Source organism: Microbacterium sp. CFH 31415, from assembly GCF_022538185.1.
In the GTDB taxonomy this organism is placed as follows: domain Bacteria; phylum Actinomycetota; class Actinomycetes; order Actinomycetales; family Microbacteriaceae; genus Microbacterium.
Map to the genome: position 1 here is coordinate 1 of NZ_JAKYXC010000007.1, position 12,270 is coordinate 12,270.

At 68.8% G+C, this 12,270-nt stretch carries 9 protein-coding genes; 6 read left to right on the plus strand and 3 right to left on the minus strand.

Annotation, left to right across the window (positions count from 1 at the left end):
* Positions 1 to 359 precede the first annotated feature (359 nt).
* Genes MK786_RS09370 through MK786_RS09385 form a run of 4 tightly spaced genes read left to right on the plus strand, consistent with a single transcriptional unit; the run spans position 360 to position 4,771 of the window.
* The gene (locus MK786_RS09370; RefSeq protein ID WP_241111970.1) at positions 360 to 1,664 is read left to right on the plus strand and encodes a sugar ABC transporter substrate-binding protein; all 1,305 of its coding nucleotides are present in this window, start codon (positions 360 to 362) and stop codon (positions 1,662 to 1,664) included.
* A 12-nt stretch (positions 1,665 to 1,676) separates the two neighbouring features.
* A complete protein-coding gene (locus MK786_RS09375; RefSeq protein ID WP_374200459.1) occupies positions 1,677 to 2,612 on the plus strand; it encodes a carbohydrate ABC transporter permease in 936 nt (311 codons plus the stop codon).
* A gap of 1 nt (position 2,613) precedes the next feature.
* The gene (locus MK786_RS09380) at positions 2,614 to 3,567 is read left to right on the plus strand and encodes a carbohydrate ABC transporter permease (protein WP_241111972.1); all 954 of its coding nucleotides are present in this window, start codon (positions 2,614 to 2,616) and stop codon (positions 3,565 to 3,567) included.
* Between the two features lie 52 nt (positions 3,568 to 3,619).
* Positions 3,620 to 4,771: a glycoside hydrolase family 1 protein gene (locus tag MK786_RS09385; protein ID WP_241111973.1), complete on the plus strand. Its 1,152-nt coding sequence runs from the start codon at positions 3,620 to 3,622 to the stop codon at positions 4,769 to 4,771.
* Positions 4,772 to 4,801: 30 nt separating this feature from the next.
* On the opposite strand, the gene MK786_RS16445 is transcribed toward MK786_RS09385, so the two are convergent.
* From MK786_RS16445 to MK786_RS09400, 3 genes are all read right to left on the minus strand, one after another.
* On the minus strand, positions 4,802 to 5,458 hold the full coding sequence (locus MK786_RS16445; protein ID WP_241111974.1) for a TetR/AcrR family transcriptional regulator: 657 nt from the start codon (positions 5,456 to 5,458) through the stop codon (positions 4,802 to 4,804).
* Positions 5,455 to 7,008, minus strand: a complete 1,554-nt coding sequence (locus MK786_RS09395; protein ID WP_241111975.1) for a glucoamylase family protein — start codon at positions 7,006 to 7,008, stop codon at positions 5,455 to 5,457. The genes MK786_RS16445 and MK786_RS09395 overlap by 4 nt, the downstream gene beginning before the upstream one ends.
* A gap of 284 nt (positions 7,009 to 7,292) precedes the next feature.
* Complete coding sequence (locus MK786_RS09400; protein ID WP_241111976.1) at positions 7,293 to 8,771, minus strand: XRE family transcriptional regulator; 1,479 nt, start codon at positions 8,769 to 8,771, stop codon at positions 7,293 to 7,295.
* A 206-nt stretch (positions 8,772 to 8,977) separates the two neighbouring features.
* Here MK786_RS09400 and aceB point away from each other — a divergent pair, with 206 nt between their 5' ends.
* Together aceB and MK786_RS09410 are read left to right on the plus strand one after the other, a co-directional pair.
* Positions 8,978 to 10,642 (plus strand): malate synthase A, encoded by a 1,665-nt coding sequence (gene aceB, locus MK786_RS09405; protein WP_374200460.1) that lies wholly within the window; start codon positions 8,978 to 8,980, stop codon positions 10,640 to 10,642.
* 24 nt (positions 10,643 to 10,666) lie between these two features.
* Positions 10,667 to 12,262, plus strand: a complete 1,596-nt coding sequence (locus tag MK786_RS09410; RefSeq protein WP_241111977.1) for an isocitrate lyase — start codon at positions 10,667 to 10,669, stop codon at positions 12,260 to 12,262.
* Positions 12,263 to 12,270 lie beyond the last annotated feature (8 nt).

Below are 12,270 nucleotides of genomic sequence, written 5' to 3' on the forward strand. Positions count from 1 at the left end.
CGCCCGCGCCACGCCCGGCGCCGCTCGCACCACGCCCGGCGCCGCTCGCCCGCTCCACGCCCAGCGCCGCTCGCACCACGCCCGGCGCCGCTCGCCTGCCGGCCCGGAGCGGCGTTCCGCGCGCCGTGTCCCCGCTTCCGCGACCCTCGGCTAGCACTTCGACGAGGCCTGCGCCAGGTCATTGGCTGCACCCCTGTCGCGAGGCATCCTGCCGTCGATGAGATGACTCTCATCCGCCAATACCTTTCATGTGTCAGGTTTTTGGCGTACAGTCGGGGACCGCGACGCCCCCGCGTCGCGAACACAGCCGAGGCAGGGCCGCCACGGAGGCGGCGACGACCGATGGAGGCGTCAGACCGATGACCAGAACATTCACACGCAGAACCTCCCGATGGGCTGCGGCCGGAGCGCTGACACTCGTCGGTGCGCTCGTGCTCGCCGGCTGCGGGCGCAGCGACGCGCCCACGGGCGGCGGCGGCGACGGCGGAGGCGGCGACGCCATCGACGACTCGCCCGCCAGCGGCACGGTCGAGGTATGGGCGATGGGCAACGAGGGCGAAGTCCTCGACGAGCTCGCCGCCCAGTTCGAGGAGGAGAACCCCGACGTCTCGATCGAGGTGACCGCCGTGCCATGGGAGAGCGCCCACGACCGCATCGCCACGGCGATCGCCGGCGGCCAGACGCCGGATGTGACGATGCTCGGCACGACGTGGGTCGGCGAGTTCGCCGCGACCGGCGCGTTCGAGCCCACCCCCGACGGCCTCGTCGACGAGTCGTCGTTCTTCGAGGGCTCGTGGGAGACGGCCGTCGTCGACGGAGTCGCCTACGGCGTGCCGTGGTACGTCGACACCCGCGTTCTCTACTACCGCACCGACCTCGCGGAGCAGGCCGGCCTCGAGCCGCCCGCGACGTGGGAGGAGTACACCGCATTCACGAAGGGCCTTCAGGGGGCCGGCGCCGAGTGGGGCGTCTCGCTCCCGCCGGGAGGCTTCGACTCGTGGCAGTACGTCACCCCGCTCGCGTGGCAGCAGGGCGGCGACATCCTCAACGAGGACGGCACCGAGTTCACCTTCGACACCCCGGAGTGGGAGGAGGCGTTCTCCTTCTACACCAGCTTCTTCGAAGACGGCATCGCCGAGCCCCGGCGCCTGGAGGGCGGCGAGATCGAGCAGGCCTTCATCACGGGTGAGGTCGGCGCGTTCTACAGCGGTCCGTTCCACGTCGGACTGCTTCTGGACCAGGGCGGCGAGGAATTCGCCGACAAGTTCGGAGTCGCGATGGTGCCGGGTGCCGACAGCCGCACCAGCTTCACCGGCGGCGGCAACCTCGCCGTGTTCGACGACGCCGAGAACCGAGACGCCTCGTGGAAGTTCGTGCGCTGGCTGAGCCAGCCCGAGACGCAGCTCGCCTGGTACGAGATCTCGACCGACCTGCCGAGCGTGCAGGAGGCCTGGGATGACCCCACCTTCAGCGACGACCCGTACCTGAGCGTGTTCGGCGAGCAGCTGCAGGACTCGAAGGCGCCGCCCGCGATCCCCACGTGGGCGCAGGTGTCCGCCGTGATCGACCAGGAGCTGGAGAAGGCCACGCGCGGCGACACGACGCCGGCAGACGCGATCGCCACGATCCAGCAGCAGGCCGCGTCGATCGGCACGGGTCAGTAAGCGACCTTCCACATGACCGCCATCGCTCCCGCGGCCCCGCCGCGTCGCCCCGCACCCCGTGTGAAGGCGACGCGGCGGGAGCGCCGCATGACACGCAACGCCTGGCTCTTCGCCGCGCCGTTCGTGATCCTGTGGGTGATCTTCATGGCCGGCCCGATCATCGGGTCACTGCTCATGAGCTTCACCGACATGACGACCCGCGACCTGCAGACGCCGTTCCAGGTGAACGTCGTCGGGTTCGACAACTACCTCCGGCTGTTCCAGGACCCCCGCTTCCTGCGATCACTCCTGAACACCTTCACCTTCGTGATCGTTGCAGTGCCGCTGACGATCGCGCTCGCCCTGGCGGTCGCGCTGGCACTGGACAAGGGCATCCGTCGCTTCCGCACGGTGTACCGCGTCGGGTACTACGCTCCGGTCGTGACGAGCATCGTCGCGATCGCGCTCGTGTGGAGGTTCATCCTGCAGCCGGACGGCCTGCTCAACGGGTTCCTCGCGATCTTCGGCATCCAGGGTCCGGACTGGCTGCAGTCCACGACCTGGGCGCTGCCGTCCCTCATCGTCATGGCGGTCTGGCGCAACATCGGGACCATCATGGTGATCTTCCTCGCCGCACTCCAGGGCGTGCCCCGCGAGCACCACGAGGCCGCGATGGTGGACGGCGCCAACGCCTGGCAGCGCTTCTGGAACATCACCGTGCCGGCGATGCGCCCCGCGATCCTGTTCGCCGCGGTCATCACGGGCATCGGGTTCCTGCAGTTCTTCGAGGAGCCGTACGTCATGACCCAGGGCGGACCGCTCGACGCCACCCTGTCGACGGCGATGTACACCTACGACCAGTTCGGCTTCGGCAACTACGCCTACGCATCGGCGGCGAGCTACGTGCTGTTCCTCGCGATCGTCGTGCTGTCGCTGATCCAGTTCCGGTTCCTCGGAAGGAGGGACTGACATGACCGTCACTCCCCCGCGCACCGCAGACGCACCCGGCGAACCGCCGCGGCGCCTCGGGCCCGTCCTCGCTTCGGCGTCGGTCACCGACACCGACGTGATCGAGCGGGAGCCGCATCCCGCCGGTCGCCGAGGTCGCGGCGAGCGCCCCCGCTGGTGGCTCTACATCGTGCTCACGGTGGGCCTGGTCGTCATGATCATGCCTTTCGTGTGGATGATCCTCGGTGCGTTCAAGACCGACGCGGAGATCCGCCGCAACCCGACGGGCTTCCTGCCGGAGCAGCCGACGATCGAGAACTTCGAGACGCTGTTCGGCCGACTGGACTTCACCACCTTCTTCATCAACAGCATCGTGGTCGCGGTCTTCGTGACGCTCGGCAACATCGTGTTCTGCTCGATGATCGGGTACGCACTGGCGAAGCTGCAGTTCCGCGGCAAGAAGCTGCTCTTCGTGATCGTGATCGGCACGCTCATGGTGCCCGGCGTCGTGACGTTCGTGCCGCTGTTCGTGCTGACCGCCAACCTGGGCCTCGTCAACTCTTATCCGGGTCTCATCCTGCCGTTCCTCATCTCGCCCCTGGGCGTCTTCCTGATGCGGCAGTTCATGCTGAGCCTGCCCGACGAGCTGATCGAAGCGGCCCGCATCGACGGCGCGAGCGAGTGGCGCATCTTCCTGCGCGTCATCATGCCGCTGTGCGGTCCGGCGGTCGCGACGCTCACGATCCTCACGTTCCTCGCGAGCTGGAACAACTTCCTGTGGCCTCTCGTGGTCGCCACGACCGAGGACATGTACACCCTTCCGGTGGCGCTCGCCCTGTACTCGGTGGGCCAGAACGCGGCACGGTACGGCCTCATGATGGCCGGCGCCGTGGTCGTGGTGCTGCCAATGCTGCTGCTGTTCCTCTTCCTGCAGCGCTACTTCGTGCAGGGCATCGCGCTCACCGGCATCAAGTGACATGAGCGGATGCCGCGGCATCCGCTCCTCCGACAGAAAGGACCATCGAACGATGGACTTCCCCGAAGGCTTCCTGTGGGGTGCGTCGACGGCGGCGCACCAGATCGAGGGCGGCAACGTCAACTCGGACTGGTGGCAGCGCGAGTGGGGGCACCTGCCCGGTGCTCCCGTCGAGACGCCGTCCGGCGATGCCGCCGACAGCTATCACCGCTACGGCGAGGACATGGCGCTCCTGGCCGACGCGGGACTGGACACCTACCGCTTCAGCATCGAGTGGGCGCGCATCGAACCGGAGGACGGCTTCGTCTCGCGCGCGGCGATCGACCACTACCGCCGGATGGTGTCGACGGCCCGCGAACTCGGGCTGCAGCCGATGATCACCCTGCACCACTTCACGAATCCGGTGTGGTTCGCCCGTGCGGGAGGATGGCACTCGGATGCTGCGGCCGACCGGTTCGCCCGATACGTCGAGGCCGCCCTTCCGGTTCTCGAGGGGGTCGACCTCGTGTGCACGATCAACGAGCCGAACATGGTGTCGGTACTCGCCGACCCCGAGGTCGGGTTCCCGTCGGTCGGGCTGCCTCCGGGGGTCCCGGCGGTCACCGACCGGCTGGTCGACGCGCACAAGCGCGCGGTCGAGCTCGTGCGCGGCGCAGGCGGGCGCGCCGGGTGGTCGGTGGCGACCCAGGCGTATCAGCCGGTCGACGGCGGCGAGACCGTCGCGGCCGAGTACGGCGCCTCGCGCGAGGACGTGTTCCTCGACGCCGCGACCGGCGACGACTGGGTGGGAGTGCAGGCGTACACGCGCACGAGGATCGGCCCCGACGGCCCGCTGCCCATTCCGGACGACGCCGAGCGCACGCTGACCGGGTGGGAGTACTACCCGCCCGCGGTGGGCGACGGCATCCGCAACGCGTGGGCCCGGGCCGGTGTGCCGGTCTACATCACCGAGAACGGCATGGCGACGGCCGACGACGCCCGGCGCATCGACTACACGCGCGGGGCGCTCGAGGCGGTCCACGCGTGCATCGCCGAGGGCGTGGACGTGCGGGGGTACCTGCACTGGAGCCTGCTGGACAACTACGAGTGGGGCAGCTACCGGCCGACCTTCGGACTCATCGCGTGGGACCGTGAGACGTTCGAACGCCGCCCGAAGCCCAGCCTTTCCTGGCTCGGCGACGTGGCCCGCGCGAACGCCCTCTGACGCAGGGCGCGAGGCAGTAGGGAGTCGACTCTACGCGTCGTCGCGGGGCAGCAGGTACCCGCGCACGAACTCGGCGAACAGCGCGTTCATGTCGACGGTGTCGTCGAGCAGCCACTGCTGCTGGATCCCGTCCATCACCGCGCTGATGAGACGTGCGGCGAGCGCGGGGTCGATGTCGGTCCGCACCTCGCCGTCGGCTTGTGCGGCGACGAGGATCGGCGTCGCGCTCGCGGCGCCGTCGCGGTACCGCCGCGCGAACTCCGCATGCGCGGGGTGCTCCGAATCGGTCGCCTCGGCCGACACCGTGGCGTACAGCGACGTGAGGCCGCGCGACTCCTGGTTGTAGGCGACGACCTTGGTCGCCTGCTCGATCAGCGTGTGCTCGGCAGGGTCGCCTGCGGCCGCGCGGATCGCCTCGTCGCGCTGGCGGAGCACCTCGGTGAAGAGCTCCTCCTTGTTGGCGAAGTGGTGCATCAGTCCCGTGGGGGTGAGCCCGACGCGCTTCGCGATCTCGCGCAGCGACCCGCTGTGGTAGCCGCTGCGGCCGAAGACGATGAGCGCCTCATCGACGATCGCCTGGCGGCGCGCCTGGCCCTTGGCGTAGCTGCCGCGCCGCGCGCGCGCACCGCGAGCCGGGGCACCCGACGTGGGTGCCGCGGCTGCGGTCTCGGCGGCTTCGCTGCTCACTCGCGCGCTTTCTCCTCGGAGCTGAACACCTGCGCCCTCATGGCCGGCCGCAGGAGCTTCTCCATCTCCTTGTCGACGAAGTACCGCTTCAGCGTATCGCCGGTCAGCTCATTGCCGATGGCCGCCATGATCATCGACTGGTCCAGCGAGAGGTAGCGCTCGGCGACGGTGCCGCTGCCGACCGCCACCGAGTCGTAGAACCCACCGGGTCCGTACGCGCCGAGATCGTCCTCGAGGTGGGCGAGGTTCTCGAGCACGCCGCGGCGGTCGTACGGAAGGGCGAGGAAGCTCGCGTGCGGCGTCACGACCCCGTCGCCGAACTCGGGATCCGGGTTCGTGCCCTCGGTGCATCCGGGCCGGTCGATGTCGACATCCGTGTTCTCGACGTCCGACGTGTACCCGTCGGAGCGCATACCCGCGAGGTCGACGCCGTACTCGGCGTAGCCGCCGAACGGGTTGCTCGCCGGTGAGAAGCCCCAGGCTCCGTAGCCGGCGTCCTCGAGCCCGTGGTGCTTCTGCACCGCGACGGTGATCGGATGGTTCAGCCGCCACGACCGCGGCCCCCACGTCGTCTCAGGCACCAGGAGGTCGGGCATGAGTGCCTCGAACATGCTGCCGCCCCAGCTCGGCACGAAGCTCATGCCGGCATAGGTGTAGACACCTTCCCAGACCTTGAAGCCCTGGTACGTGCGGTAGGTGCCGGTCGGCAGCTGCTCCTGCCATGCCCAGTCGCAGCCGGGCGGCATGGTGCGGTGGGTGCCGTAGAGCGCGGTCGCCGGGATCTCGCCGTTGGCGATGCCCAGGTACGTCGCGATCCGACTCTCGCTCACGGTCGTGTCGTAGTGGTGACAGGTGTAGAACGCCGTCTCACCCGATCCGTTGTACATCGGCGCCTCGACGCTGCAGTCCGGCGGCGGCGCCTCCCAGAACCCGCCGCGGTTCGTTCCCGCCGGCAGACCGGGTGCGCCCTCCGGGTTGAAGAACGCCGAGAACTCCATCGAGTCGTACAGCGCGTCCGCCTGCTCGGCGAGGCTCGGCTCCGCCTCGCGGACGATGCGGAGGGATGCTGCGAGCCAGCCGTTGTCGACCGTGCTGAGGAACGGGTGCACCGTGTCGCCGGAGTCCGGCCAGGTCGTCAGCTTCGCCCCCGTGGCCGGGTCGTACCAGTTGTAGTACATGCCGCTCGCATCGTTGCGCTCGAGACCCTCGAGGGTGTCGAGCGTCGTCGCCATGCGATCGCGGGCTTCGCCCTTCGAGATGATGCCCAGATCGCGCGCCGTGACCGCCGACCAGAGGTAGCCGCCGATGTTCGTGGGGGACGTGTACGCGCCCGCGGTGGCAAGGTCGCCGGTGATGTTGTCGGACGGCAGGCCCGTCGCTTCATCGGTCATCGCGTCCAGCGACGCCCAGGTGTCTTCGGCGTAGCGCTGGAGGGCCTCGTTGCCGGGCTTGCCGTGACCCGGACCGGCGGTCGCCGCCGACGGTGGCGCCAGCGCCACTCCTGCCGCTATCAGTCCCGCCACGGTCGCCGTGCTCAGCCATCGTCTCATCGCGCTCTCCTCGTCGAAAGCGGCTCCGCGGGCGGAGCCGTCGGTCCGGAAAACCTAACACCTGCCAGGTATTGGCGGAACCCCGGCATCCGCTCTCTCACGCGTCTCTCACACACTCACGCTCACCTGTCACGACACGCCCCTCGCCCCAGCACTTCGTGACAGGCGAGCAGGAGGGCCGGCAAGCCGGAGGCATCCGGCCGGCGAGCCGGAGGCACCCGGCCGGCGAGCCGGAGACGGCTGGCGGCCACGGGACGGCTGGCGACGAGCGGGCGGCTCAGCCGTCAGCGCGGGGCGTGCGCGGCGAGGAACTCGTACACGTCGGTCGTGTCGACGCCGGGGAAGGCACCGGTCGGCAGGGTCGCGAGCAGCGTGCGCGGCGTGCGGACGTTCGGCCAGGAGTTCTCGCGCCAGGCGGCCTCGAGGTCGGCCGGCGCGCGCCGGCAGCACGCTTCCACGGAGTGCGTCGAGACGCCGCGGTGCGGGGTGTCGCGCCCGAGGAACCACTTGGTGTCGTCGAAGCGAACGCCCACGCTCACCGAATGCGCGCCCTCGCTCGACTGCTCGACGCGGGCCGTGCACCAGTAGGTGCCGTTGCCCGTGTCGGTGTACTGGTAGTAGGGGTTGAAGTGGTCGTCGACGTCGAAGACCGCGCGCGAGGTCCACTTGCGGCAGCACATCTGGCCCTCGATCGAGCCGAGGCGATCGGTCGGGAAGTTGACGTCGTCGTTCTCGTACGCCTTCGTGATGGTGCCCGACTCGTGCACCTTGAGGAAGTGGACCGGGATGCCCAGGTGCACGGTCGCCAGGTTGGTGAACCGGTGCGCGGCCGTCTCGTACGAGACCGAGTACGCGTCGCGGAGGTCTTCGATCGAGATCGCACGGTCTTTCTTGGCCTCCTGCAGGAATGGCACGGCGTGCTGCTCGGGGATGAGCAGGGCACCGGTGAGGTAGTTGGTCTCGACGCGCTGGCGCAGGAACTCCGCGTACGACGTGGGCTCCCGGTGCCCGAGGATGCGGCTCGACAGCGCCTGCAGCACCGCCGTGCGCGGGTCGCCCTTGGCCGTGACCCGGCTCGACAGATAGAGGCGCCCGTTCTTGAGGTCGGCGACGCTGCGGGTGGTCTGGGGCAGGTCGGGCACGTAGTGAAGCGTGAATCCGAGATGCGCGGCGATGTCGGATGCGGTGCGCTGCGTGAGCGGGCCACCTGGGTGGTCGACCGCGTCGAGAACCGCACGCGCGTGCACCTCGAGCTCGGCGAAGTAGTTGTTCTGCGTGCGCATGAGGCGGCGCAGCGCGACGTTGGCGCGACGCGCCTCTTCAGGCGTGGCCGCCCGCTCGTCGCGCAGCCGCTCGATCTCGGACTGCAGCGCCAGCATCGTCTTCAGCGCCTCATCGGGGATGGTCTTGCCGATGCGGAACGGCGGGATGCCGAGCGCCTGGAACGTCTGCCCGCGCATCGCCCGCTCGAGCGAGATCTCGAGGGTCGCACGCTCGTCGAGCGGCTCGGACTCGAGGATCGAGTCGAGGGAGGAGCCCAGCGCCCGGGCGATCGCCTGCAGCAGCGTGAGCTTCGGTTCGCGCCGGCCGTTCTCGATCATCGACAGCTGGCTGGGTGCCCGATCGACCGCCGCCGCGAGCTCCTCCAGCGTCATGCCGCGCTCTGCGCGCAGCTGCCGGATGCGACGGCCGATGGTCAGGGAGTCCACGTCGTCATGGTCGGAGACTTCTGCGACCGAATCGTAGGTGAAGGACGTCGTCATGGTGCGATTCTGTCACGAGAGCAGAAATAAGCGAAAACTTCACAAGTGAATTGGTCAGGCGAAGGGGTGATCTTCACCGCAGAGTGGACACACGACCACCACCGGTTGATCCAGAACGCGGATCTCGGGATGCCGGAACCGACGCACACGTCGGGTCGGAGCATCCCCCAGAGGCACTTGACATTCGTTCACAGGAAGACAGGGATATGACACCTGCAACCGCCACCCCGATGCGCACGCGCACCGGCCCCATCCCCACGCAGATCCACGAGCCGGCGATCGAGGTCGCCGCACGCCTCGCCCCTCGTTACGACGAGATCCTCACCCCGGAGGCGCTCGCCTTCCTCACCGAGCTGCACCACCGGTTCGGCGCCCGCCGTCACGACCGCCTGGCCGACCGCATGCGGCGGCGCTTCCAGGTCGGCAACGGGCACGACCCGCAGTTCCGCGACGACACGCGCCACATCCGGGAGGACGCGGAGTGGCGCGTCGCCGGTGCGGGCCCGGGCCTCGAGGACCGCCGTGTCGAGATCACCGGTCCGACCGACCCGAAGATGACCATCAACGCGCTGAACTCCGGCGCGAAGGTGTGGCTGGCCGACCAGGAGGACGCCACCAGCCCCACCTGGAAGAACGTCATCGAGGGCCAGCTGTCGCTGCGCGACGCGATCCGCGGCGAGCTCTCGTTCACGAGCCCCGAGGGCAAGCGGTACGAGGTGACGGCGACCGAGACACCCACGATCGTGATGCGACCCCGCGGCTGGCACCTCACCGAGCACCACATCCGCTTCACCGACCGCACCGGCCGCACGATGGCCGCCTCCGGCTCGCTCGTCGACTTCGGCCTGTACTTCTTCCACAACGCCCAGCAGCTCATCGCGAACGGGCGCGGACCGTACTTCTACATCGCCAAGCTCGAGTCGAGCGAAGAGGCGAAGCTGTGGGACGACGTCTTCTCGTTCAGCGAGCGGTACGCGGGCATCCCCCACGGCACGATCCGCGCGACCGTGCTCATCGAGACGCTGCCTGCGGCGTTCGAGATGGAGGAGATCCTCTTCGAACTGCGCGACCACTGCGCCGGCCTCAACGCCGGCCGCTGGGACTACATCTTCTCCATCATCAAGAACTACCGCGGCCGCGGGGCTCGCTTCGTGCTCCCCGACCGCAGCGAGGTCACGATGACCGTACCGTTCATGCGGGCGTACACCGAGCTGCTCGTGCAGACGTGTCACAAGCGCGGCGCCTTCGCGATCGGCGGCATGAGCGCCTTCATCCCGAACCGGCGGGACCCCGAGGTGACCCAGCGCGCGTTCGAGAAGGTCGCCGCCGACAAGAAGCGCGAGGCCGGCGACGGCTTCGACGGCACGTGGGTGGCCCACCCCGACCTGATCCCCGTCGCCCGCGCCGAGTTCGACGCAGTGCTCGGCGACCGGCCGAACCAGCTGGACCGCCAGCGACCCGAGGTCGACGTGAAGGCGGCCGACCTGATCGACGTGCACATCGGCCGTCCGATCACGGCAGCAGGCGTCCACGGCAACGTGTCGGTGGCGATCCGCTACATCGAGGCGTGGCTGCGGGGCCTCGGCGCCGTGGCGATCGACAACCTCATGGAGGATGCCGCGACCGCCGAGATCTCGCGCTCGCAGGTGTGGCAGTGGATCCACCAGGACCGCTCCACCGAGGACGGCACGCCCATCACGCGCGACTACGTCGAGCGGCTGATCGCGCAGGTGCTCGGCGAGGTCGAGCGGCGCGACGGCGATCGATTCGACGACGCGGCCGAGGTGTTCCGCGAGGTCGCCCTCGGCACCGAGTTCCCGGCCTTTCTCACCCTGCCCGCCTACGCGCGCTTCCTCGTCGAAACCGACTGACGCATCTTCCCGAAGGACAACGACATGACCACCTACACCGATGACATCGAGGCCGTCGAGGCCCTGAAGAAGCAGTACGGATCTCCCTGGGATGCCGTCAACCCCGAGTACGTCGCCCGGATGCGCGCGCAGAACCGGTTCAGGACCGGACTCGAGATCGCGCAGTACACGGCCGACATCATGCGTCGCGACATGGCGGAGTACGACGGCGACTCGTCGCTGTACACCCAGTCGCTCGGCGTCTGGCACGGCTTCATCGGGCAGCAGAAGCTGATCTCGATCAAGAAGCACCTCAAGAGCACGAACAAGCGGTACCTGTACCTCTCGGGCTGGATGGTCGCGGCGCTCCGCTCGGAGTTCGGCCCGCTGCCCGACCAGTCGATGCACGAGAAGACGGCGGTCCCGGCCCTCATCGAGGAGCTGTACACGTTCCTCCGCCAGGCCGACGCCCGCGAGCTCGACCTGCTCTTCACGCAGCTCGACGACGCGCGCCGCGCGGGCGACGAGACCGCCGTCGAGTTCATCCAGTCGCAGATCGACAACCACGAGACCCACGTGGTGCCGATCATCGCCGACATCGACGCCGGCTTCGGCAACCCCGAGGCGACGTATCTCCTGGCGAAGAAGATGATCGAAGCGGGCGCCTGCGCGATCCAGATCGAGAACCAGGTCTCCGACGAGAAGCAGTGCGGTCACCAGGACGGCAAGGTCACGGTGCCGCACGAGGACTTCCTCGCGAAGATCAACGCGGTGCGCTACGCCTTCCTCGAGCTCGGCATCGACAACGGCGTCATCGTCGCCCGGACCGACTCGCTCGGCGCCGGACTGACGCAGAAGCTGGCCGTCTCGAGCGAGCCGGGCGACCTGGGCGACCAGTACAACGCGTTCCTCGACGTCGAGACGATCTCCGAGTCCGAGCTCAGCGACGGCGACGTCGTCATCCGTCGTGAGGGCCGGCTGCTGCGCCCGAAGCGTCTCGCCAGCAACCTGTACCAGTTCCGTCCCGGCACCGGCGAGGATCGGGTCGTGCTCGACTGCGTCACGTCGCTGCAGAACGGCGCCGACCTGCTGTGGATCGAGACCGAGAAGCCGCACGTCGAGCAGATCGCCGGCATGGTCGACCGCATCCGCGAGGCCGTCCCGAACGCGAAGCTGGTCTACAACAACAGCCCGTCGTTCAACTGGACGCTCAACTTCCGCCAGCAGGCCTACGACCAGCTCGCGGCCGAGGGTGCGGATGTCTCGGCCTACGACCGCAGCAGCCTGATGAGCGTGGAGTACGACGACACCGAGCTGGCGCAGCTGGCCGACGAGAAGATCCGCACGTTCCAGGCCGACGGCTCGGCGCGCGCCGGCATCTTCCACCACCTGATCACCCTGCCGACGTACCACACGGCGGCACTGTCGACCGACACCCTCGCCAAGGGCTACTTCGGCGACGAGGGGATGCTCGCCTACGTGAAGGGCGTCCAGCGCCGCGAGATCCGCGAGGGCATCGCGACGGTGAAGCACCAGAACATGGCCGGCAGCGACATCGGCGACAACCACAAGGAGTATTTCGCCGGCGACGCGGCCCTGAAGGCCGGCGGCAAGGACAACACGATGAACCAGTTCGGCTGATCTCGAAG

What these genes read in the sequence shown, in the direction of transcription:
- MK786_RS09385 (WP_241111973.1), top strand. Translation starts at nt 3,620, where the DNA reads ATGGACTTCCCCGAAGGCTTCCTGTGGGGTGCGTCGACGGCGGCGCAC.
- MK786_RS09380 (WP_241111972.1), top strand. Translation starts at nt 2,614, where the DNA reads ATGACCGTCACTCCCCCGCGCACCGCAGACGCACCCGGCGAACCGCCG.
- MK786_RS09375 (WP_374200459.1), top strand. Translation starts at nt 1,677, where the DNA reads ATGACCGCCATCGCTCCCGCGGCCCCGCCGCGTCGCCCCGCACCCCGT.
- MK786_RS09395 (WP_241111975.1), bottom strand. Translation starts at nt 7,008, where the DNA reads ATGAGACGATGGCTGAGCACGGCGACCGTGGCGGGACTGATAGCGGCA.
- aceB (WP_374200460.1), top strand. Translation starts at nt 8,978, where the DNA reads ATGACACCTGCAACCGCCACCCCGATGCGCACGCGCACCGGCCCCATC.
- MK786_RS09410 (WP_241111977.1), top strand. Translation starts at nt 10,667, where the DNA reads ATGACCACCTACACCGATGACATCGAGGCCGTCGAGGCCCTGAAGAAG.
- MK786_RS09400 (WP_241111976.1), bottom strand. Translation starts at nt 8,771, where the DNA reads ATGACGACGTCCTTCACCTACGATTCGGTCGCAGAAGTCTCCGACCAT.
- MK786_RS09370 (WP_241111970.1), top strand. Translation starts at nt 360, where the DNA reads ATGACCAGAACATTCACACGCAGAACCTCCCGATGGGCTGCGGCCGGA.